29 protein-coding genes and 1 tRNA gene are annotated in these 23,053 nt (G+C 38.0%); 6 read left to right on the top strand and 24 right to left on the bottom strand.

Annotated features, from left to right (window positions below):
• Window positions 1-2: 2 nt before the first annotated feature.
• From AS4_RS08645 to AS4_RS21885, 15 genes are all read right to left on the bottom strand, one after another.
• Window positions 3-1,331, bottom strand: a complete 1,329-nt coding sequence (locus AS4_RS08645; protein WP_096733884.1) for a phage major capsid protein — start codon at window positions 1,329-1,331, stop codon at window positions 3-5.
• On the bottom strand, window positions 1,328-1,942 hold the full coding sequence (locus AS4_RS08640; RefSeq protein ID WP_096733883.1) for an HK97 family phage prohead protease: 615 nt from the start codon (window positions 1,940-1,942) through the stop codon (window positions 1,328-1,330). Before AS4_RS08640 ends, AS4_RS08645 begins: the two co-directional genes overlap by 4 nt.
• Complete coding sequence (locus AS4_RS08635; RefSeq protein ID WP_096733882.1) at window positions 1,926-2,135, bottom strand: hypothetical protein; 210 nt, start codon at window positions 2,133-2,135, stop codon at window positions 1,926-1,928. Before AS4_RS08635 ends, AS4_RS08640 begins: the two co-directional genes overlap by 17 nt.
• Window positions 2,132-3,820, bottom strand: a complete 1,689-nt coding sequence (locus AS4_RS08630) for a terminase large subunit (protein ID WP_096733881.1) — start codon at window positions 3,818-3,820, stop codon at window positions 2,132-2,134. Before AS4_RS08630 ends, AS4_RS08635 begins: the two co-directional genes overlap by 4 nt.
• Window position 3,821: 1 nt before the next feature.
• Window positions 3,822-4,283 carry a terminase small subunit gene (locus tag AS4_RS08625; protein WP_096733880.1) on the bottom strand — a complete coding sequence of 154 codons (462 nt, stop codon included), beginning with the start codon at window positions 4,281-4,283 and terminating at the stop codon, window positions 3,822-3,824.
• A 473-nt stretch (window positions 4,284-4,756) separates the two neighbouring features.
• Complete coding sequence (locus tag AS4_RS08620) at window positions 4,757-5,014, bottom strand: hypothetical protein (RefSeq protein WP_096733879.1); 258 nt, start codon at window positions 5,012-5,014, stop codon at window positions 4,757-4,759.
• 13 nt (window positions 5,015-5,027) lie between these two features.
• On the bottom strand, window positions 5,028-5,222 hold the full coding sequence (locus AS4_RS08615) for a hypothetical protein (RefSeq protein ID WP_096733878.1): 195 nt from the start codon (window positions 5,220-5,222) through the stop codon (window positions 5,028-5,030).
• Complete coding sequence (locus tag AS4_RS21725; RefSeq protein WP_167468919.1) at window positions 5,209-5,364, bottom strand: hypothetical protein; 156 nt, start codon at window positions 5,362-5,364, stop codon at window positions 5,209-5,211. Before AS4_RS21725 ends, AS4_RS08615 begins: the two co-directional genes overlap by 14 nt.
• Window positions 5,361-5,675, bottom strand: a complete 315-nt coding sequence (locus AS4_RS08610) for an HNH endonuclease (protein WP_096733877.1) — start codon at window positions 5,673-5,675, stop codon at window positions 5,361-5,363. The genes AS4_RS21725 and AS4_RS08610 overlap by 4 nt, the downstream gene beginning before the upstream one ends.
• Window positions 5,675-6,034, bottom strand: a complete 360-nt coding sequence (locus tag AS4_RS08605) for a hypothetical protein (protein ID WP_096733876.1) — start codon at window positions 6,032-6,034, stop codon at window positions 5,675-5,677. Before AS4_RS08605 ends, AS4_RS08610 begins: the two co-directional genes overlap by 1 nt.
• Before the next feature lie 201 nt (window positions 6,035-6,235).
• Entirely contained in the window at window positions 6,236-6,709 is a 474-nt protein-coding gene (locus tag AS4_RS08600) for a hypothetical protein (protein ID WP_096733875.1), read from the bottom strand.
• A gap of 376 nt (window positions 6,710-7,085) precedes the next feature.
• Window positions 7,086-8,900, bottom strand: a complete 1,815-nt coding sequence (locus AS4_RS08595) for a DUF5906 domain-containing protein (protein ID WP_096733874.1) — start codon at window positions 8,898-8,900, stop codon at window positions 7,086-7,088.
• Complete coding sequence (locus tag AS4_RS08590; protein WP_096733873.1) at window positions 8,897-9,805, bottom strand: primase-helicase zinc-binding domain-containing protein; 909 nt, start codon at window positions 9,803-9,805, stop codon at window positions 8,897-8,899. The genes AS4_RS08595 and AS4_RS08590 overlap by 4 nt, the downstream gene beginning before the upstream one ends.
• 2 nt (window positions 9,806-9,807) lie before the next feature.
• Window positions 9,808-10,317 carry a phage regulatory CII family protein gene (locus AS4_RS08585; RefSeq protein WP_096733872.1) on the bottom strand — a complete coding sequence of 170 codons (510 nt, stop codon included), beginning with the start codon at window positions 10,315-10,317 and terminating at the stop codon, window positions 9,808-9,810.
• An 18-nt stretch (window positions 10,318-10,335) separates the two neighbouring features.
• The gene (locus tag AS4_RS21885) at window positions 10,336-10,551 is read right to left on the bottom strand and encodes a Cro/CI family transcriptional regulator (protein WP_096733871.1); all 216 of its coding nucleotides are present in this window, start codon (window positions 10,549-10,551) and stop codon (window positions 10,336-10,338) included.
• Between the two features lie 108 nt (window positions 10,552-10,659).
• Here AS4_RS21885 and AS4_RS08575 point away from each other — a divergent pair, with 108 nt between their 5' ends.
• The 6 genes from AS4_RS08575 to AS4_RS08550 all read left to right on the top strand — a co-directional run bounded on the left by AS4_RS08575 (window position 10,660) and on the right by AS4_RS08550 (window position 12,996).
• The gene (locus AS4_RS08575; protein ID WP_096733870.1) at window positions 10,660-11,301 is read left to right on the top strand and encodes a LexA family protein; all 642 of its coding nucleotides are present in this window, start codon (window positions 10,660-10,662) and stop codon (window positions 11,299-11,301) included.
• Between the two features lie 151 nt (window positions 11,302-11,452).
• A complete protein-coding gene (locus tag AS4_RS08570) occupies window positions 11,453-11,773 on the top strand; it encodes a hypothetical protein (protein ID WP_096733869.1) in 321 nt (106 codons plus the stop codon).
• Window positions 11,770-11,949 (top strand): hypothetical protein, encoded by a 180-nt coding sequence (locus AS4_RS08565; RefSeq protein ID WP_096733868.1) that lies wholly within the window; start codon window positions 11,770-11,772, stop codon window positions 11,947-11,949. The genes AS4_RS08570 and AS4_RS08565 overlap by 4 nt, the downstream gene beginning before the upstream one ends.
• Window positions 11,950-12,034: 85 nt before the next feature.
• Window positions 12,035-12,232: a hypothetical protein gene (locus AS4_RS08560; RefSeq protein ID WP_096733867.1), complete on the top strand. Its 198-nt coding sequence runs from the start codon at window positions 12,035-12,037 to the stop codon at window positions 12,230-12,232.
• On the top strand, window positions 12,222-12,722 hold the full coding sequence (locus tag AS4_RS08555) for a hypothetical protein (RefSeq protein WP_096733866.1): 501 nt from the start codon (window positions 12,222-12,224) through the stop codon (window positions 12,720-12,722). Before AS4_RS08560 ends, AS4_RS08555 begins: the two co-directional genes overlap by 11 nt.
• Window positions 12,715-12,996, top strand: coding sequence for a DNA-binding protein (locus AS4_RS08550; protein WP_096733865.1), 282 nt, complete (start codon window positions 12,715-12,717; stop codon window positions 12,994-12,996). Before AS4_RS08555 ends, AS4_RS08550 begins: the two co-directional genes overlap by 8 nt.
• 28 nt (window positions 12,997-13,024) lie before the next feature.
• Here AS4_RS08550 and AS4_RS08545 read toward each other — a convergent pair whose 3' ends face one another.
• The 9 genes from AS4_RS08545 to efp form a co-directional block, all read right to left on the bottom strand.
• Entirely contained in the window at window positions 13,025-14,044 is a 1,020-nt protein-coding gene (locus AS4_RS08545; protein ID WP_096735498.1) for a tyrosine-type recombinase/integrase, read from the bottom strand.
• A gap of 146 nt (window positions 14,045-14,190) precedes the next feature.
• Window positions 14,191-14,267 (bottom strand) — tRNA-Val (locus AS4_RS08540).
• A gap of 44 nt (window positions 14,268-14,311) precedes the next feature.
• Window positions 14,312-16,327 (bottom strand): transglutaminase family protein, encoded by a 2,016-nt coding sequence (locus AS4_RS08535; RefSeq protein ID WP_096733864.1) that lies wholly within the window; start codon window positions 16,325-16,327, stop codon window positions 14,312-14,314.
• A 9-nt stretch (window positions 16,328-16,336) separates the two neighbouring features.
• The gene (locus AS4_RS08530) at window positions 16,337-17,245 is read right to left on the bottom strand and encodes a DUF58 domain-containing protein (protein WP_096733863.1); all 909 of its coding nucleotides are present in this window, start codon (window positions 17,243-17,245) and stop codon (window positions 16,337-16,339) included.
• Window positions 17,246-17,257: 12 nt separating this feature from the next.
• On the bottom strand, window positions 17,258-18,217 hold the full coding sequence (locus AS4_RS08525; RefSeq protein WP_096733862.1) for an AAA family ATPase: 960 nt from the start codon (window positions 18,215-18,217) through the stop codon (window positions 17,258-17,260).
• Window positions 18,218-18,372: 155 nt separating this feature from the next.
• Window positions 18,373-19,398: a 2-dehydropantoate 2-reductase gene (locus tag AS4_RS08520; protein ID WP_096733861.1), complete on the bottom strand. Its 1,026-nt coding sequence runs from the start codon at window positions 19,396-19,398 to the stop codon at window positions 18,373-18,375.
• 197 nt (window positions 19,399-19,595) lie between these two features.
• Entirely contained in the window at window positions 19,596-19,898 is a 303-nt protein-coding gene (locus AS4_RS08515) for a YbdD/YjiX family protein (protein WP_004721243.1), read from the bottom strand.
• A gap of 32 nt (window positions 19,899-19,930) precedes the next feature.
• A complete protein-coding gene (locus AS4_RS08510) occupies window positions 19,931-22,030 on the bottom strand; it encodes a carbon starvation CstA family protein (protein ID WP_004820734.1) in 2,100 nt (699 codons plus the stop codon).
• Window positions 22,031-22,428: 398 nt separating this feature from the next.
• Window positions 22,429-22,998 (bottom strand): elongation factor P, encoded by a 570-nt coding sequence (gene efp / locus AS4_RS08505; RefSeq protein ID WP_004721246.1) that lies wholly within the window; start codon window positions 22,996-22,998, stop codon window positions 22,429-22,431.
• Window positions 22,999-23,053 lie beyond the last annotated feature (55 nt).

Here is a 23,053-nt window from a genome sequence, read left to right as displayed (position 1 = left end):
TACTACTCAATGATCTGAGCCGTATAGTCAATATATGCTGATGCTAAATTACGTTGTTTCCAGTTCACATAGCGCTCAGCTCGCACTGCAACCATATTTTGCTGGAAGAGACCTAATCGAATGTCATCTGTACCATCGTTGTACTCTAAAGTTGCTTCTGTCGAAATTGCGAGATCAACACCACCATCATCTGCAAGTAAAATCTCAGAAGGCTTAACTAATGCAATCAGTTTACCTGCTTTTTCAGACTCGACTACTGGCAGACCTTTCAAGGTTTTCTCGCCTGTTGGAGCATCCATTCCACGATAAATTGGATTACCTAACGCATCAATTAAATCAGACATAAAACTTGCCATAGTTTCACTCATGACATAATAGCAGCCAGTTAATGAAACATTTTTCTTAATCAATTCGCCACGCAATTTGCGTAAATCTGAACGAATTGCATCAGCAGTAATGCCAGAAGCAACAATTTTTGGTGCATCTTTCAAAATTGACGCAGGGCTTTCAGCAGATTCTGCTTTTGCAGGATCAATAAACTGGCCATCCATGAATTCAATAATTGATTCACTTAGATCATTAAATACCATCTGATCAATACTTGGATCTGAAAACCGCCCTAATTCATCAGAGAATGGAATAATTCCAGCGATTTTTGCAAAGCCAAGTTTAACCTGTCCAAATTTCAAACCCGTTACTGGCTTTTTCTTAGTCTCCCCAACCCAATTCACGATACTCCCTTGGGTTTTTGTAGGGATTGAAATATTAAAAGGTACATTACGGAATCCTTTCATTTTTCCAATAATCGTTTGTGGACGCAAAATATCAACAAATTCAGATGTTAAATTTTGCAAGGTAACCAAGGATTGATAATCTGGTGAAGTTGTAGTACCTGGAACAGCCTTAGCTACATCAATAATATGTTGCGGAACATTCCAACTTTTAAGTAAATCACTGGCACTGATAAACTCACTATGATTTTTCATCAATTGTTGAGAAGCAAGCTTTGCACGTACAAGTAATGCTACGCCCATGCCTTTTGCCAATACAGGCTCAGTAGTAACAATACCTTGAGTAGTCTTAACCCCCTGCTCTGAAGTTTGGCCAGCTACTGGCGTTAAATTAAGCGTCTGCGCCTTTTCAATATTTTCTAAACGCTCAAGATTTTTTTGCATTACATCTATTTCATCTTGAAGTTGTTTAATTTCTGCCTCAACAGTTTCATCAGGCGTCACACCCTTAGAAATTGAATCACCAGATTTCACAACAATTTGATCTTGGTGCGATTTAATATTGGCTTTTAATTTAGCAATTTGTTCAGCTAATTTCATACGAGTTTCACTCCAGTTTTGTTTGAATTTTCAGCCAATTTCACAACAATGTGTTTTGACTCAGGCTGAACAGATTTAGGTGCTATACAGGGCAACGTTTTTTCTTGTTGTTGCTGTGTCGGTTGATTTTGTTGGTTGCTTTGACAGAGTGTCTTAATGCCTGTGATTGTCGCTTCTTGATTCGCAGGAATCGTAACAGCTGATAATTCATACCAATCCCATTTGATAAACTTGTAACCCCAGGTTCCTTGAATGTCGGCAACTTCAAGACCTCGAAACCCAATTGATAAACCCCGAACAAGGCCAGTTTTAATACTGTCCCAAGCTTCTTGTAGCCGTTTCTTTAAGTCTTCAGACTCCACCTCATCAGGCTTTACAAGTTGAATAACAACCTTGATTCCGTCATCAGTCACTTGAGCCTCTGTGACATTCCCAATCGGCTGTCGTTTATCGTGTTGCCACAGGAACGGCACAGGTAAAGTAAATTGAGCACCTTTAGGCTCAACAACATCATCAACACGGTCAGGTGTGGGTGTGGTTGCAATACCCTCAAGCTTCCAATCGTCATCATTCACCGACTTGACTTCAAGTAAGCTATAAGCAAGCTTCATTGTTTTTCTCCAAATTTTTACTACGCTGTAAGCCTGCTTTGAGCGACTCCAACTTTTCACAAGCCAAAAAAAATCGCTCATCAATGTGAGCGATCTCTTGTTCTGATTTGCCTGATGTTGTACAGGCTCCCAAATGAGAAATTTCATGCCGAAGATTTGTCATCTCAAACTTTATTTTTTCATTTCGTGTCATAGAAAAAATACTCCATAACTTTGATTTGGTGGTTCCGGGTTTAATGACATTAGTGCTACAGCGTTAAAGGTTGCAATTAAAGGATCTATTTTCCCTTTCCCTGACTCTTGTTTTCGGATCGTCATTGCATTGCCCTGGTAAACACCCTTTGCGTTTCCTACACACCAGTTCATCATTCGCTGACCTGCATGTAAAAATTTACCTTCAGCAACCTTACGTTCTGTAGTCTGTACATAACCAGATAATTGATAACCTTGAGGGACTCCAATCAACAATTCAAAGGGAACCTCTTCCAGTAATCCATCCTGAAGAGACGGCATTCCTAATTTATCTAACCCGATTGCAGCTTTTTCAGGAAATTTTCCAGCATCATAGATACGCTTACATATTTTTGCTGCTTGACCAACATCATCGCCAATATTTTTAACGATTACTAAATCGCCTTCATTTTCAAAGTCTTTATATGCTGGTGCATTTTCCCGCCTACGCTCAAGCGCAATCGGATGCACCCAGGCACGGTTCCAACAATACCAAAGTGAACGATCATTTTTATCCCTGCCAATAATTGACATTCCGAACATATCATCTAGACCACCACCATCAAATCCAGCAGTGCAAATTTCACTTAAATCTAGAATCGACTCAACGAACAGCTTATCTTTATATGCAGATAACATCCAAAAATCAGCACCAGCCCAACGATCTGCCCTCTTATTCATTCCGATTTCTACATTCAAATATTTAGCTAGAAATATTTGAATAGAATCGGCTCCATTTTCTTTTGCCTGTTCATACTTATTTAGCAAAAATCGAATATGCGTAGAACGTCCTAAATTTGGATTTGTGACATAAAAATAATCTGGATTAAGATAGCTCTCAGTCTTGATCATCTCTTCAGGGAATTCATATAAGATCGGTAAGAATGATGGATTGAGAATTTCACCATCACGAACCTTACGGGCGTAATCTAACTTTTTCTTAAACACTCCAGCTGGTGGCTTATCTGACTGTGTAGACAACCAAATCAAAAATCCTTCAGGAAATGATGCCATTCCCCCTGTTGCTTCCTCAAGCATTGACTCTGCGTTAGCTCGCTCACCAAATACCCAAAGCTCATCAACTAAAATAAATGCACCTTTTGCACCTGCACTAGAGCCAGTTTCAGCAGCTACCACCATCAAAACTGCTTTTGTTGCTCTGTGAGTTATGGTTCTCGTATGCTCTGATACACTAAATAATGAAGCTAATTCAGGATCAGCACGAATCATATTCTTCAGCGGTGTGAAACTGTTATCTGCAACCTTTTTTGTTGGTGCAATAATAATGAATTCAGCAGCTTCCCGACTATTCAAAATAATTGCTGTCAACATAATTCCAGCTGCCATCGTCGATTTAGTATTTTTCTTACTAATCAGTAAAAAAAACTCGTTAATCAAACGCTGATTATTTTTATAATCATATGCGCCGAAAATCGCACCTACGAAATCAAACACCCAATGTGCAGTAATCTCACCAATTGTCGGCTTACCTGATACATCAACAACAATTAGCTCTTTAAAGACACGCAAAGCCATTTCGGCTTCTTCTTGAAATAATGCCTGACAAGCAATTAAAGATTCTTTTGCTAAAATCTTCTTTGGCCAATCTGGGCAAGCTGTTGTCCAAACTGGAGAAAACGAAGACATATCAACTTACTCTTTGTTGTTTACGTTGTTCATCTGCTGTTGCAAACTTACCTTTTTTTGAAGCCTCATTAGCAGCTGCTTCACGACCATCCTTGATACCCATTTCACTGACTTTGCCAGATTCATAAGGAAGTGCAGCTTTAGCGGCCTCAATTCTAGTTTTACGATCTATACGGGGATTTTTATAAACATATTGCAAATACTCCAGCGAACTGTTTACACTCTCCATGTCTTTAGTTTCAGCTTGAATTGCTGCTTCACCTAAAGGCAAGTGATCAATTCCCCCTCCCCCCCGTAAATTCATGCTCGCCAGATATGCAACTATGTCAGGATTTTCTGCTAATTGACTTCCGCGACTTGCCGCAGACCCTTTAGAATAGCCAGCCAACTCAGCTGCTTCTTTATTTGACTTGCCCTGCATTTTCGCCTGGGCAAAAGCTTTCATCTTTTCAGTTAAAGCCATATTCACCTCAAAACGTCAAAAATTTACGATATTTATCTGATTTTCAAAAAAGTTTATTTACTTTTTGCTCAAATGGGATTTTTTTTATAAATGAGAAGGAGGGCGGTGTCCGTTGAAAGCACCTTTAAAAATTTTAGATACCCCCCTACCGAGATTTTTAATGCACCTATTTGGTGCAACATCTATTTTATTAAAATGTTCCACGAAAATCTTAATAAAATAGATATTCTTATATGTTCCACGAATTAAAAATCCCTGCCGTTGCCGACAGGGATCAGAAGCGTCATTACTATGGCCAACTTATGTGTTAATGGCTTGCCGTCACCAAAGTCAAATCCATTTTGTACTCACCTTTTCTCAGCATCCTGCCGAGCGATATGACGAACATGAGCATTGCTTACACATGAACGTGCTGTCTTTCCAGCTGTCAACATACGACCTATTCGCTACCCTAGGACCGTTATATATGTTTGTTAAACTTCGTATTGATACTGATCAGGATCGCTTCCAATAGTTTTAATATCCTGAATAACTGCATCAATCTGCTGTTGATTTGTCGGGTGAACTTCAATAACAGCCTTCCAAAGATTGTCGTATTCTGCAACAAGAGTGACCTTTACAACACCTTGGAGATAAGTACCATCATCTAGTAAAACCTTTGATCCGTTAACCAATTGAGCACCACGATTACTATTATTGGGTGCTGGAATTACAGAAACCACTTTAGGCATTGTTGCCTCCAAATTAATCCAAGCTTTTATTCGGATCAGCTTCTGCCTCTTCATCAAACATTATCTGATTCATCAATTCTGTATTCTGATCCACAAGTTTGCCCATCACTTCATTTTGTGCTGTAAGTAATCTTGACTGTTCTTTCATACTTTCAAGCAATTGAACAATTAAGCCTTTACACTCACATGTACCGCTATGCTTTGTCATGCTTAAACTTCCACGCCATGTAAGTCATCTGGACTGCAAGTAATCGGTAAATATCACCATCCTTCAAGAACAATGCATCACCATGCTTGTATCGCATATTTGTGTAGAAATACTGGTTTTCAAACCACTCTTCATATGTCATCGCGCCACCATCCCTGCTTTACTTTCCTCAGCTGACTTTTCGTCATGACAAACTTTGCAAAGTGACTGAAGATTATCTAAGTCATCAGTACCACCTTGCGCTTTATTCACAATATGATCACATTCAAGATCCATCGTAATGCGACCACATCGGCAGCATATCCATTGATCACGCTCATGAACCTGTTGTTTAATTCTGCGCCATGGTCTACCGCCACGACCTTGCCCATAGTTTTCTTGTTTGGGCAAGGTCGCCTGATTACTCTTTAAAGATGGCAGAGAGCTACCCAACTTTGCTAATCGTTGTGTCATCACTTCACCGTATACAGTGTTTCAAGCACTGCCTTTGGAATTGGATTTAATATGTTTAATTCAATATTGCCCTGAACTCGTTGATAGCAACTGTCACATAAAGCTTGCCAATTATTAATATCCCAAAATAATACTTGGCTGGTCCCAGGTGACTGTATATGCGCAACATGTTCTGCAATGTTTTTATATTTACGTTTGGCACAATCTTGGCAAACAGGATTTACAAGCAAATATTCTGAACATGCTTTTTTCCAAAGCTTGCCCTTATCAGTTTGAATTTTCTCTTTAGCACGTTGTTGTAGCTCAACATTTTGTTCATGTTGCTCCCAGAAATCCTCCCGCTTTTTTTTGGAAGACATATGAATTCACCTATCAAATGATTATCCACAATTAAAAAAACCTGTATGTTTGCACGGTTCACACAAACATACAGGCATAAAAAAACCATCTTTTCAGATGGTTAGCTAAGATAAGCCTCAGTGTTTCAACTATAGCACTAAATACAGTTATCCATTGTGGTAAAAATTAACTTAAATTTGGTTTTCTGTCAATTACAAAGTTTACTTAATTTTATAAATCTGAAAAATAATCTTGTCCTCTCCTTCAGCCAATTGCTCTTTCAAGTCTACAAGTACAAATGCAATATGGTGATTCAAATGATTACGAACTACTGTTCTACTCCAACCACAAATTATTCCCCGATTTCTTTCAGTTGAAGTGTAATTCGCAGGTACCAAACAGAATTCAGTCAAAGCAACAAGAACAACAGCATATTGATAGTCAATATCTAAATCAGCATCAAGAAATCTTTGACGATATTTTGAGATCAATATTTTGCTGAATTTTTCAACATTTTGATTTGTATTTGCTCCAAAATATTTTAAACGAATCAAGTTATCTTGAAGTTGAGATAATTTCGCATAGCTCATTGCAAGCAATACATCTTGTGCAGTTAGTTGTTGCACACCTCCATCAATCCGATCTGCTTCATAATTAATTGTTTTTGGATTTAATAACCGTAAAAACTTTTCCATAATTCAAACTCCGTGTGAACGTGTGAATAATGTGGGAATAAAATTTAAAAGTCGTTCACATGGTAAGCTATTGTTTTTATATTTAATTTTATTAAATGTGAATGAGTGAATAATAAAATATACGCGCACGCGAAGAAAAAAAACAGAAATAAAGGGTGAAATAAAAGTAGATATAAAACAGCGGGAAGGAAAATAAATTCTCACGTATGCGCGCGAAAATTTATTCACTCGTTCACATTGCACATTTTTACTATTATTAATCAGTGCATTACCGTGTGAACGAACGTGTGAACGAGGATTTTTGTCATTCCCATCGTTCACATCTAATAGCGTACAAGCTATTGTTTTACTGAAAAAATCAGTAGTATTTAATTTATCATGCGGTAAGAACATTTGGAACTCCTTTTTCAAATTCATTCACACCAATGCCGTACCAGTCCATTGCATTTTCACCAGCAGGGCATTCATTTACGCACACAATAAGTGATTGCTCTTCCTCACGACCATATCTCCAACGCTGTTTTTCAAGCAATTTTATCCCATCAATTTTCTTCATATCTTCAGTAAATTTTCGATACGAATATTTGTGCTCCAATGTAGATGATGCCCATTCTTTGTATGAGTCATATAACTGCCTTGCCTTACAATTGACATACTTATATTTGGTTTCTCCAGCAACCCATTCATCAATAAAAACTTCGATGGACCGCTTACTTGCATTCATTAACGCCTTTTTTGCTTCCGTGATTGGTGGCTTATCATGCTTAAAACCATCTAGTGAGTAGGTCATCAAGTATGTATAAAATGCATCCAATCCATCTGACGCTATTTCGCTATATACTTGTTCACTTAACTTTTCATCCAATTTATTCGCAGGTGCAATCACAAACCATCGGCGAGCCTCACCGTGTAAAGGAAAAGGGATATTCTCATTTGAAGCAAATGCCATATTAAAATAAGCAGGAACCTGTTTCTGAGGACGTTGCTTCTCATTAATCGTTACACTTTTAGCTGTAATCAAGGCATTTAGATAAGGCGTAACGTTGTATTTGGTCGCGTTTGTTGCAATTTCTTCACCAAAAATAAAAGCTGCATTATTTAACCACCCATTAAATTGTGGACTCTCTAACTCTTGCGATGTAATCACCCGATGATATTTTCCATAAATTCCGCCCATGACCTTTTCAAATAATGTCGTTTTACCTGATCCTTGAATATGACTAGCCATCAGTACCGCACTATGTGCCTTTTGCCCTTCGTTTTGAAGCGGAAATGCAAGCCATTGAATTAACCATTTTTCAATATCAAGATCTCCATTACACAAACACCAAATCATTTTCAATATTCCTGCACATCGTGACCGCACATCTGAAAATTCATACGGATTCCCGTCTTGATCCAGCAACCCGTTGACTGCATACCCCTCAAATGTGTTGATGTAATTTTGGTCAATGTCAATTTTTCGCGTCGGATCAAAGATCAATTTTTCATAATCAATTTCACTTCGAGTCGGACTTTCAATCCATTTTTTATATTCATTCGGATACATAAGCTGAGAAGCCGACCAAGACACTACTCGATTCAACGACTTGTCATATAAAAATGTTTCACCTTTAAGCAAAATACAATTTTTACTCATATTAGGGGCAACATGCCCCGCATCTTCAATTAATAATTTTTCAACTTCATCTTTTTCAAGCGTTTTGCGGTCATCATGGGCATACCAAACTTTAAAGATGCTACTCAATGTATGTTTAAGTGAAGAAATCTTAAATTTATGATTTGTTTTTAAATCAAATGCATCATTACTACATGCAATCACAGCATATCTATCCAATGCATTTTTTAGTTTAGCTTCAGGACTATTTGGGTCAAGAACCCTAAAATCTCCTTCACTAATTGTTGTTTGCTGACTATTCTGAGTAGGATCATTCATTGGTGGTGCAAAATCTAACTTAAAATCACTATCGGATTTTTCGATAGCTACATCATTTCCTGACAATTGCCCCAAAGTTTGGTCGGCTGAATCTAAGGGGTGTGGGGAAACAGCAAAAGCAGAAAGCTGAGATGAAATTCCGCTCTCAATCTGCTCGCGCACCGCTTCAAGCCCGCGTAGCATATGCAAGTCATTGAAATCAGATGGTGGCTTTGATGTTGCTGTTGGCTGCTCAATAATTTCTTCGTCACTCATACTGACTCCACTGTTTCAAATTTGGGTAAAATCACAATACCGCCAGTCGCAGCCAAAGCTTTATTAGCAGCTTTCAGTCCCGCATCTGGAGGATTTGAATGACTGTCGTCATCAGCACAAAATACAAACTGAGCATTTGGATATTTCTTTCTGAATTGTTTAGCGACTTTGTCGATGTTGCTTGACTGAAATGTTACGACTGTGGCGCGTCCTGTTGCTTCATAAACGCTTGCACCTGTGGCATAACCCTCAACAAAACAAATAATCTGATTTGGTGCCGTAATTTGACCAATCAGAAAAAAACAGTCATTAATACGTCCACCAGGTAAATATGGCTTATGTCCATCTGCATGGATTTCTTGGATATTCCAAATTTTGTCGTCTATATCGAAAAGCGGAATAACCAAATTCCCCTTTCCATTGACTTTACAGCCATGATTAAGGACTTGCTTGCGTTCTAAATATGGGCAGTCACGATCTACAGATTTGTATGACCATGTCCGTTTTGCACGCTTGGCTGCCGCTTCACGTTCTTTCTCTTCTTTTTGAGCTTGTTCCAGTTGTAAACGCTCGGATTTTTCACGCCATTTTTTTCGATCTTCTTCAGTCACTTTACTTTCAGCAGAAAGCCCTAATACAGCGCCAACTTCTTTTAAAACTTCTGAATATTTCAAGCCTCTTGATTTTTCTACTAAAGAAAACCCATCACCTGCTCCACATTGGTTACAAATCCATGTGCCTTTACCCTGTTGATCATCAAACCTAAAACGATCTTTACCCCCACAGATCGGGCAAGGACCATGTGTATTTTTATTACGTGGAACTTCAATTCCAAATGCTGGAAATATACAATCACGCCAACGCCCAATTGCTGCATCTCGAACTTGATCAAATGTTAAAGCCATATTTAATGATCCTCATGTTTGAGATCATTTTCAGATTTCTTACGTGCCAAATTTTTCAACGTTGCCACTGCACTGATCAGTTCCATGGCATGCTTTTCAATCATTGCCATTTCAACTTCAGTAATGATGTGATCTTTTAACGACTCACTTAAACCATTAAAAAGTTCACCAACCTTATTCGAGACTTCGCCAATGTTTGCGAGAAATGAACAGTCTCCAATAATTTCATAATTAGGATATTGATAAATTGCAACATTCTCATACATCGAAGCCATGCTTTGTAAAATGCGAATATCTTTTGTATATGACGCAATCGCTTCAATTTGCTCAGGTTTTAAATGAAAATGATCATTATTGACATCAACTGCTTTGCTAAATGTCATTGAGTTGAATCCATATATTTCAGCTATTGCTGACTTACTTCCATGTCTGTCTTTGCAAGCACGATATAAAGCAACATCCAGCGGAAGCACAGCATGCTCTGCTGCATAATTTGATAAAAATGATTTCATATCCAATTTGCTCCCATTTTAGATATTACTTTGTTGAGCGCTTAACTGTAGATTTACAAGCAAGTGCTGAGCCTGTTGTAACTCAGCAGCTTTTTTATGAATTTGATATTCACGTAATTCAGGAATGTTCTGTTCATTCCAGCCTGAAATAGCTGCGTTTGTAATTCCGAGAAGATCTGCCAACTCGTAATTAAATCTACAGTTCAACTGTTTTTTAGCATCATCTAATGTCATGTTGGTCTCAAAAATTAAGATAACTTAATTTATTAAACCCAATTTAACTTTCCACGTCAAGAATTAAGATAAGTTAATTTATATATTCGATCATTTAAGGTTCTTTTTATGGAAACTGTAGGCACTAGAATTAAAAAGCTGCGTAAACAGAAGAAATTTACTCTGAAAGAACTTGCATCAAAAGTAGGTGTTTCGGATGTTTCAATATCTAATTGGGAAAATGATGTTAATACGCCCAAGCATGAACATTTAACTTTACTTGCACCAAATCTCGATACAACTATTGATTTTATTATGTATGGGAAAACTGAAGATACTGAGAATGTATCAGACTTCAGACCAGTAACCAGAATGTTACCAGTTTTGACTTACATTCAATGCGGAACAATGACTAATGTTAAAAGCATTGCACCTCATGAAATTGAAATGTGGTTACCTGCTCCGCCTGATGCAAGTAAAAATAGTTTCTATTTAATCTGTCAAGGTATTAGTAATGCACCAGAATTTAAGGATGGTGATTTTGTTTGTATAAATCCAGATATACCCTTCGATAATGTTCAGCATGGGGAAATGATTGCGGTATGTCAGGATGATGAGGCTACTTTTAAGGCTCTAGTAAGAGAATTTAACAGCTTACATTTGAAGGCATTAAATGAGAATTTCCATCCTAACATCATCCCATTGAAAGAAGATTTTATTTACAAAGGTAAATATGTTGGGAAATTTACTCCACCCAAAAAATTTATTTAATTCTTTTTAAATAAGCCTGCATATGCAGGCTTTTTTGTACCTAAAAAATCATAGACTTCAAAAAACATTAACTTGTCTTAATTTTTATATTGACATTAAAATTAAGTTATCTTAATTTAATTAAACAAATTAAGTTTTCTTTGAGGAAATCATGAATAAATCTTCGTCTAAAATTAAGCCGACAAGCTTTGATAAAACTGTATATGCACGTTTACACGCTGATGATTTTGCTCAGCCAGCAATAAATGATCATTGGTTCTACAAAAACAAGGCTGTCACACAAATTTCCTCAGCTGTGAAAGCTATTCGCAATGCAACTAATCAACACGATTTCAGCACAGCTATCGCTCAAGCAAATGCATTTCTTGATGCAGCATATGACTATGAATTTATTGACTTAACAGATAAGTCAAAATGGTTGTATGAAATTGCTCAAGCCACTCGTGTCCAAACGATTGGAGAGAATCAATGAACGTTAAAAAGAATAAGGCTCTGAATATTACAAAGTCTCAGAAAGATTTTGCACCCGATGTACCTGAGCAATCAGTAATAGACACTTGGCCAAAGCTCCAGCGCAAATCTGTAACAGGTCAAGACATTGCTAAATACTTGAAAAATACAAAAGAAGCATTGGGGTATGTGTCATGACAAAAAACGAATTAATCATCGGTACTCTCTTAACCGTTTTATTGCTTGCCGCATTCATTGCAGTGGATTACCTGGAGAAACTCTAATGCTTAGATTCATTGATTTAAACCAAGTAAAACATGCAATCGACATTACAAAAGTGACAAACGTTGCTATTCGCCCACAAGACAAGGATTGGGTTTGTTCTTTTCACTTCGGTGGATCTCATATTGCTGTAGCTACAGTTGATCAAAAAACTGCTGAACGGCTTCACTATGACTTGGGGATCAAAAATGAACACTAATATTGATCACGATGTATTCGCCAAAAAATTGCAGTCAATTGAGTTGGCCAACAAAGTCGAAGAGTATTTAAAGAGCCAGAATCTTGATGAGCCGGTTCAAATTCCCTTTGGTCATTCTGAGTATTTGAATACATGTAAAAAGAATGGTGTAGATCCATACACATATTCGTTACGTTTAATCATGACTCATTCAGTTGAACAATCTCATGCAGAAAAAAAGAATAATTCTGTAAAGCAAAAACCCCAAACAAACAATACAACATACACACCAGACAATAGCTTAAATCGTCGCGAGTTTAATCGCAAAGCACGTGAGTTAGCCTGGATAAGTGGCCAAAAAAAGTTTGTTGGTAAATGTCAGAAACATGGTGAGCAAAATTTCAATATTCGCAAACAAGGCAAAGATCAACTTTGTAGCATTTGCCAACGTGAATTTACTAGAAACCAGAATTCAAAACGAAAAAAAAAGGAGGTGAAGTTAGATGCCTGAGTTTATCGTCACCATTGAAGCCGACTGCGCACCTCAAGTTGTGTTAGGTCAAATCCTGCTAGGTGGAACTGTTACCGCACTTAAACTAGAAAAACGTAAATTAGTGTCTGTAGCAGAACTTGTTGCAAAATATGGCTTATCTGATGAAACAATCCGTACACGTTTGATTTCAATCAACCAAGGCAGCAATGGAAAACACATGTATGATCCTGACGCTGCTGAAGTAATATTGAAAAACACAAAATCTCGACGTGGCCCTAAACGCAAAAATTAAAAAATACCCGCTTCATGCGGGTTTATTTTTAACCGTTGAAAGCTGCAACCAAATCATCAGCATTCGGATTGTAATAAGTATTGATTAACACATCAATTTTCTTATGCCCTGTTATTTTAGCTAAAATCTCAACTGGTAGCTTTCTTACCCTGACCATTCTTGAAATCGCTTCATGCCTAGTATCGTGAAAATGTAATTGATTTAAGCCAATTTCAGCTTTACGTTTTTCCCAAGTTTGCCTAAAAGCATTTTCTGACTGTGGAATGATCTTTCTTCCATCATGCTTAATCAGATCCAGCAATGCCCTGGCTTCTTCAGAAAGTGGAACATTTCTAGCTTCACCATTTTTAGTAGCTGGCAGATGAACATATCCCTGTTTTATGTCTATCTTATTCATTGCCAGGATTTCCCCACGCCTCATTGCTGTTTCTATTGCAAATAAGAAACCCCAAGCAACATAATGATGTGGATATACTGGCTCACACCCTCTTTCGTATTCCATAACGCTTAGAATTAAGTCAATTTCGGATGGATGTATTCTGCGGTTTCGTGCGGCTGGCTTAGATGGTTTACTAATCAAAAACCAAGGGTTTTCATCCAGGAGAAATAATTCCTTTTGAGCGTAAGAAAATATTGCACTGTAATGTGAGATTTCTTTAAGAATTGTATTTTCACCAACTTCCTTCATTCGCTTATTTCGCCAAGCTGTCAAATCTTTAGGAGTTATGTCATATATTGATTTTTGTGCCAAAGCTCCAAATTTATTTTCAAAATTCTTATATTGACCTGCAATCCAAGCCCGTGAACTTTTTGATTTATTGTGTTGACCAACATCTTGATAATATTTTGTATTGAGGTCACGAAATAGAAACTTTGGTTTCACTTCGCCAGACTCAATTCTAGATTGAGATTTTAATTCTAATAATTTTAATGCTGCCCATTGCTCACATTCTTTCGCAGTGTCTCTTGTGCAGTAGTATCTTTTATTTTCATATGAAACCGTAATAGTATACGTTTCACCTCGTTTTCTTGGCGTTGGAAGCTTCATTTTTGTCGCAGACTTGTCGCAAATGGCATAGAAATATTGCCATTTTTTACCAATAATTCCAACTCTACCAACAATTAAATGCGACAAATAGGCAAAAAAAAAGACTTATAAGCATTTGATTCACTTATAAGTCTTTGAAAAATATATGGTAGGTATAAGCAGACTCGAACTGCTGACCTCTACGATGTCAACGTAGCGCTCTAACCAACTGAGCTATACACCTGAAGTGCTGAGAATATTATTCATTTTTTAATAAGATGACAAGCCTTATTTCTTTACTTTTAATGCATTCGCACACTCTTTAAGCAATTTCTTGATATTTTGAATATCCTGTTGATTTTCATTACCTAAATAGACAATTTTTTGAAAAATCTGATTCACTTGTTCAAACAGATGGTTTTGTTCAGTCTGCAAGGCTAAACGCTGCATCCATTGTTGAAAGGTTTCTGACTCTGCTTTTTGATCAACCTCAGATAATTGATGATTAAATTGAGCAATGATTCGCTCAAGCGCTGACATTTGACGAGTGCGCCAAAATTGCGTCACACCCCAATAGATCAACAGTAATCCAAGAATTCCAAAAATTAAAACCAAACCATAACTATAAGCCGATGTTAAGCCAAGCTTCTTCATCCAGCCACTTTGCTTCTCTGCATCGTAACCGACAACCTTACTCTGCCATTGAAAACTAGCATAGTCACTCCAAACACGCAGCGTTCTAAGCAACGATGAATGCTGAAAACGTAAATTTGAATAGCCCGCATCACCAAAAATCGAACGATCGTCATTCATCACATTTTGCATACCACGATCTATACGCATCGGTGCAATGATGGCTGTTGGATCAATGCGTTGCCATTGCCCGTGTTGATACACCTCAGCCCAAGCATGTGCATCTAGTTGACGTACTTCCCAACTTTGACCATCAGGAGACAGCTCACCGCCTTGGTAGCCTGTGACTACACGCGCTGGAATTCCAACATAACGCATCAGCAAGACAAAGCTTGAGGCATAATGTTCACAAAACCCTTGCCGTGATTGAAACAAGAACTCATCAACGCGGTTATTCCCCAACCTACCTGGGGCAAGTGTATAAACAAAATTTTCTTTCTTGTACCAGTTCAATACATTCTGAATATAAGCTTCAGGATTAGACTGACTCTGCTGAAACAGATTTAAAGCAAACTTCTGGGCTTGTAGATCACTCTTTTTTGGATAACTGAGATTATTTTTCAGCATCATCTGTTCAAAATGTGCATCCTGAATATCTCTAACCTGACTCCCCACCCACTGCAATTCAATTGGCTGGGTACGTTGTACCAGTCGTTTTGGTGTAATCGACCAGTCTTGGTGTAACTCAAAACGTTGTTCTATTGGAATCGACTTTTCCAAACCGGTAATCCATTGCTGACTTGGATCACTGGCAAGATATTGATAATGAAATCCATCAATCTGCCCTGCGATCTTGGAATAAGCTTTTACCTGTTTATTGGCAAACTCACTTGTCCACGTTGTACCATCATAACGATCAAGCACCATCGCTCGCCAATACAGCTCATTACGATTTGGCAATTGCTGCATATTGCCAATAACTCGAAATGCCAATGCACTTGACTGTGAAAGCTCAGCAATATCACCCGGTGACATGCGATCACTTAATCCCGTTACCGCTTTATTATTGGGAATGGGGATTTGCCAAAGTGGTGGCAAACGCGGGAAAAACATAAACAGTAAAACAAAGAATGGCAGTGCCAAAGCAATAAATTTAAGAATATGCAATGAATCACTTTTAAGTGACTGGAAAACAGGTTGCTCTATTTCAAAATTAGCGATTTGTACACGATACAGTCCAACCAAACAACTGATTAAACAACATAAAACTAACAGTGCCATCCAAAAGGCTTGGCTGTGTAAAAATAAACTGGCACTGACGAACAAAGCAAAGTTAAACAGAATAATAAAGTCACGCTTTGATTTGGTTTCTAGTGCTTTCGCAAATAAAAATGTGGAGAGAACGGCTGTACCTGCTTCTACGCCTAAAAAAGTGCGGGAATCAAAGTAAATGATAAGTAAGGCTAAAAGTGCAAAAACTAATTTTGGGATTTGTGTAAATAATCGAGGCAGATTATAGACTTGATGTTTATTGGTTTTGTCATAATACAGCGCCAAAGCCACTATATTCATGAGGAATAAAATAGACAATGCAACAGGCATATAAGCCAGCTGTGCCAACCAAATCAAACTCAGCACAACTAAAATTGAAATTTGTATCGATTTATTCATTGTTCATCCTCATGCTTGCGCCAATAAGGTTTTGATATGAATATAGTGCTGTTCTCCAATCCCATTTTCAGTTTGTGCATGCGGTAAAATGATGCTGTACGGTGTTTCCGTCTGATGACATCGATCGACCAACTCCATCATAAAACTTAGCTTCTCTTCATGGTCTGCGCTTGGCATTTTGCTATATTCAATTTGCATCGCATGGGTATCAACCAAATCATCGAATTGCTTTACAAATAATCCTTGTCCACGCGCGGCCTGTTTCCAAGAAATGCTTTGCAATGAATCACCTGATTTAAAAGTCCTTAACTCTTTAAATTCATCTAAATCAGGCTCACCTGTATTGGAATAATTCTGTGATTGATGGGTTAAAGGCTTCGCTTCAGGGGCAATCCAGTAACTTTCCGTTAAATAAATATATGTCCATGCCCGCACCAAACCGAGCGGATATGTAGAGTAAATTTGAATTGGGGGAACTGAAAATTCACCTCGTTGTTGTGGGATAAAATTCAATTCAAAACTTTGTTGTTTTTCTTCAAATAGAAAAGATTGTAATTGTTCATCAATTTTAAAGTTTAAAAACTTAGGCGTAGCACGATCTTGTTGTAGGTTAATTTTCACCTTAAAAACTTCATTGACTTTACCTACCTGATCGACAACCACATCTAATGTAATCGCATGTAATTGTTTAAAACTGAGATAGAAACTAATACATAAAATTGCACTGATTAAAAAACAAAAACCAAGAATTAAATTGTTGGCATAATTAATCCCAGCGATAAAAGTAATCAGAATAAGGACCAGATATAAAAAACCCTGCTGGTACATAAACACCAACACTTGGTTTTGTTTCAGTGTACGGGTTCCTGTATAGCGAAACCGAAGATGCAGCCATTTAACAAATCGTTGACCTAACATAAGCGTTTCCAATTAGCCCTTTACAGGAACTTTTTGCATAAGTGCTCGTGTCTCAGACTCACCTAATCCTATACGATGCGACACCACAGCAACAAACACTGCCTGTACATCATCTGCAATTACAAATTGTCTTTTTTCAATCAAGGCATAGGCTTGTGCTGATTTTTTTAATGCCAATAACCCACGTGGAGATAAGCCATGACGACCTTTACGTGTTTCTTCTGCTAGATCAAGCATATATTCAAAAACAACATCACTCAATGTAATTTGATTTACCACACATTGTAATTGCAAAATTTCCTGATGTTGGAAAATCGCTTTTAACTTTTCAATCAAATCATGGCGCGAGTTTTGCTGTAATAATAGTTTTTCTGCTGCGCGTGATGGATAGCCTAAAGACAGTCGCATCAAAAAACGATCAAGTTGTGACTCTGGCAAACTATAGGTTCCACTTTGAAAAAGTGGGTTCTGTGTTGCAATCACCCAAAATGGTTGTGGTAAAGGGTAACGTGTACCATCTATAGTGACATTGCCCTCCTCCATTGCTTCAAGCAAAGCACTTTGGGTTTTAGGGCTACAGCGGTTAATTTCATCTGCAAGCAGAATTTGGGTAAAGATTGGACCATGTTTAAACTCAAATTGATGTTCTTTTTGATTAAACATATTGATCCCAATCACATCACTTGCCAGCATATCATTGGTAAACTGAATCCGTTGAAAATCGAGACCTGCTAAACGTGACAAGCTGCTGGCTAAGGTGGTTTTTCCAAGTCCGGGTAAGTCTTCAAAAAGTAAATGCCCACCAGCCAATAGACTACAGAGTGCCAGTTTGGTCTGATGACTTTTATCTAAAATAATTTGGTTGATTTGACTTAAAAAGTCATCAATTTTTGGGTAAAACTGAGCGAGATCTAAATTTGATACAGTGCTATGTTGTTCTGATACTTTTACTTGTGTTGTTCCCCAAATCACCTTTTATTTCCCCAATAAAATTATTGTAACTTCCTTAACATACACGGTTTTAAGGAATACTCAATCTTGCCTGCTATAAATCCTTATGTTCATCTCATCATTTTCATTTGCTGAATACACTTCAAAATTTATAGCTTCCCCCATCAAGCAAAATTTTAAACTTTTAATTTTGCGGCATGTTCTAACTTTGTTTTTAAATCGTGCGCACCAATTGAAAATTCACTTCCTGAAATTTCAGCCTGTTTAATCAATTCGATTAAGGTTTTATTGATAGGCGCTTGTTTACCTAGCTGTTGGGCGAGCTGAACAACTTCCCCATTGATCCAGTCCACTTCTGTTGTTCGCCCTGCCATCAAATCATCTTGCATAGATGAACGCGCCAAGGGATCGATTGCCAACATTTTACGGCTTAATATTTTAAAAATGAAATTGGGCAAACTGATTATTTTAGGCAATAGATGTGCCGAAATTGCTGTGAGTTTTGCTGGCTTGATTTGTGCTAAATCTAAGAGATGTAAAGTTTCTTGTTGCGCCATAGCAAGGCATTGTCGATATTGATGATTAGACAATTGTTGTTTTAACGGTAACTTTGATAAAGCATTAATTGAATTATTTAAATTCAGCAAAATTTTTGCCCATTGCACCGCAAGCATATCCTGATTAAAAACAATTTCTAATTCTGCTTGTTTAAAAAGCTTGGCTAAATCCTGTTGCTGTGTATACGCTTTCACATGCAACGCACCAGATGTCCCTTGATGAAAATGCCCAACTGCTTGGACTGCAACATTAAAAGGCACCATACCTTCTAAAATCGAATGATGTTTTAAAATCCGCTTTAAAATCGGAACATTACTCAACCCGTTTTGAAAACTCACAATATAGGGTCTGTGTGCGCCCAAGTTGTTATAAAGTTCCTTGGCCACTTGCTCAGTCGCAGCAGATTTTACACATACAAAAATAATGTCAGCATCTGTGACTATTTTAGGATCAACACTAAGCTGTAAATCTTTTGCCGCGATTTTTATCGTTTTACCAGTATAATCTGTCAGTTTTAAACCAGACGTCCTCAATTCTTCATATACACGAGGACGTGTAATAAAGCTCACATCAGCACCTACCGCTGCTAATCGACCGCCAATATAACATCCAATACTACCAGCACCATAAATACAGATTTTCATAGCAGTCTCCTTTTCATTTATATGTATTGCATGATTCTAGCGGAGTTAGGCTTTGCCAACTGTCAGTTATACGACAAGTCTCATCATGAAGTGTGCTGTTATTGCGTTAAACCGATAAATCACTTCGCTCATCTTCAATAAAAAACGGCACCCAAGTGCCGTTTCTATTTAAGCTTTAAATCAACTTATCCCTTCCATCAACATGGACACTTCTTCATTGTTCCACCAGCCGTTGGATAGCGGGCATCTACACAATAGCGATGAAAAGTCTTTTCATCCATTGCATCCATATCGGGATGATGCTTTTTCATATGTTCCAGATAATTTTGATAATCTGGAACACCCACCATCAAACGGAAACTTTGTTGTAAGCGTGTCCATAATGTTGCAATTCTAGACCAATTTTTAGGATTAAAAATTAGCTCCTTTTGAGACATGATGGTCATCTTGATGATTTTATAAATCACCGTTTTACCACCTTGAGCAAACTTAAGCTTCATCACTCACCTCTCACTCTATCTGTAATATCAACTTAGTGTGATTTAGAAACAGACACTTCTTCAGGATCTGCATATACCGCTGGAGCTTCATTTACTGTTGGTGTAGGACTTGCCAATGCACGACGAATTGCGCCAATAGCAGCAAACAGCATCACAATCGCAACAATCATAAAGAATGCACACAGTGCAGCATTGATTTGATTGGACAATACAATGGTTTGCATTTCTTCAAGTGTTTTGGCTGGTTTTAAAATTTCACCATTGGCAATTGCGGTTGAGAATTTATCCGCCTGAGCCAAGAAACCAATCTTAGGATTGGTATGGAAGATTTTTTGCCAACCCGCAGTCATACAGGTAATGAATAAGAAAATTGTTGGGATAATGGTAACCCATACATATTTCTCTTTCTTCATTTTAAATAAAATCACTGTACCTAAGATCAAAGCCATTGCCGCAAGCATTTGGTTACCGATACCAAACAAAGGCCATAAGCTGTTAATACCACCAAGTGGGTCGACTACACCTTGATAAACAAAGAAACCCCATCCAGCGACAGCAACCGCAGTACCGATCATATTCCCCACAAAGTTGTGTGAGTTTTTAAGTGCTGGAACAACGATACCCACCGTATCCTGTACCATAAAACGACATGCGCGTGTTCCTGCATCGACAGCAGTTAAGATAAACAGCGCTTCAAATAAGATCGCAAAATGATACCAGAACGCCATCATTGAACGATTATTAAAAATATCCGTGATGATGTGAGCCATACCAATTGCAAATGTTGGTGCACCACCAGTACGTGAAAGAATCGTACTTTCACCCACTTCTTTTGCCAGCAAGCTCAATGTTTCAGGTGTAACCACAAAACCAAGTGTACGTACTGCTTCTGCTGCGCTTTCTACTGTAGTACCCAATACTGCCGCTGGCGCATTAATCGCAAAATAAACACCCGGTTCAAGCACTGTTGCACAAATCATTGCCATGATTGCAACAAATGATTCCATCAACATACCGCCATAACCAATGACACGAATATTGACTTCGTTATCAATCAGTTTAGGTGTAGTTCCAGACGAGACTAAGGCATGGAAACCAGAAATCGCACCACAAGCAATGGTAATAAATAAGAATGGGAACATGGATCCAGCAAATACAGGGCCAGTACCATCAACAAAATGCGTAACAGCCGGCATTTTTAACATTGGCATTGCAACAATAATACCCACTGCTAAACCCGCAATTACACCAATTTTCAAGAATGTTGATAAATAATCACGCGGTGCTAATAACAGCCAAACAGGTAGAACCGAAGCCACGAATCCATAAATGATGAGTGCCCAGGTGAGTTGTGTTCCAGTTAAGGTGAAAAATGGTCCCCAATAAGGATCCGCAGCAACATTTCCACCATAAACAATGGCAGCCATCATCAACACAAAACCAATGATAGAAACTTCTGCAATCTTGCCCGGACGGATATAACGCATATAGATGCCCATAAATAAGGCAATCGGTATCGTCGCAGCAATACTAAACACACCCCATGGACTATGTGCCAGTGCTTTCACCACCACCAATGCCAATACAGCAAGGATGATAATCATCACACCTAATGCACCAAGCATCACTACCACACCAGCAAATGAACCCAGCTCTTGCTTTGCCATTTCACCAAGTGAGCGCCCATCTCGACGTGTAGAGATAAATAAAACCAAGAAATCCTGAACTGCACCAGCAAGAACAACCCCGACCAAAAGCCAAATTGTTCCTGGTAAATAACCCATTTGGGCAGCAAGAATAGGCCCAACCAATGGCCCCGCTCCTGCAATAGCAGCAAAATGGTGACCAAAAAGTACATATTTATTGGTCGGGACATAATCCAAGCCATCTGCTAAACGATGTGCTGGTGTTAATCGCCGAGGATTCAGTTCAAAAACTTTGGTCGCAATAAATAAACTATAAAAACGATAGGCGATGCTATAGACACATATCGCTGCAAGCACTAGCCAAACCGCATTGACATGCTCACCCTTGCTGACTGCAAGGATTCCAAAAGATACTGCACCAATTATGGCGACAATCACCCAGATCAATTTTGATAAGGGTGATGATTTTGTTTGAATATTTTCCATTAAAACCTCACATCTTGATTACAAAAAGCAGTTCCATTGTTTTTATAAAGCGTAATGCATTTCCGTGACTCATTCCTTGGTGACTCTACTCCTCATTTTTTTGTTTTCATCTAAGACTTTGGCATTAAAACTGGTCTGAATATGTACTATTAGCATGACATCACAGTGACTTAAATCGCGACTTTGTTATTTTTATCATCAATGTAATCATCCGACTCTCTGACTCTACTATTAATTATAGGCTGTCGATCTACGACTTTAGTCGAAAATTTAGCCGATATTCGCTATTTTTATAAAGGCTTGTACTTTTAAAAAGCCGTATACCAATTCAATCTATGTGCAATAAAAAAGGGATGATTTTCATCATCCCTCAGCGTCATCATTTTTCAATAAAATGATTAAGCACGCTCTAAGTAATCACCAGTACGGGTGTCTACACGAACGCTTTCTTCTTGCTGTACAAATAATGGAACACGTACAACTGCACCTGTTTCAAGTTTAGCTGGTTTACCACCACCACCTGAAGTATCACCACGGACACCTGGATCAGTTTCAACGATTTTCAATACAACGAAGTTTGGTGCACTAACGTTTAATGGAATACCATTAAATAGCATAATTGTGCATTTTTCGTTTGAATCGTCTTTTAACCATTTTGCAGCATCGCCCATTGCAACTTTATCAGCAGCAATTTGTTCGAAAGATACTGGATCCATGAAGTTCCACAATTCGCCATCGTTGTAGAGATAATCCATTTCTACTTCTACAATATCAGCTGCTTCTAAAGATTCACCTGATTTAAAAGTTTTTTCTAATACTTTGCCAGATCTTAGGTTACGTAGTTTTACACGGTTAAACGCTTGACCTTTACCTGGTTTTACATATTCGTTTTCCATGATTGAACATGGGTTACCATCAAGCATAACCTTTAGGCCAGCTTTGAAATCATTTGTAGAATAATAGGCCATGAAAGGCACACTCCGAACTTACTAATTTAAATCTCTACTGCGATGCTATCAGCAA

The organism is Acinetobacter guillouiae (assembly GCF_002370525.2).
In the GTDB taxonomy this organism is placed as follows: Bacteria; Pseudomonadota; Gammaproteobacteria; order Pseudomonadales; family Moraxellaceae; genus Acinetobacter; species Acinetobacter guillouiae.
This window is presented reverse-complemented; position numbering and strand designations above follow the sequence as displayed.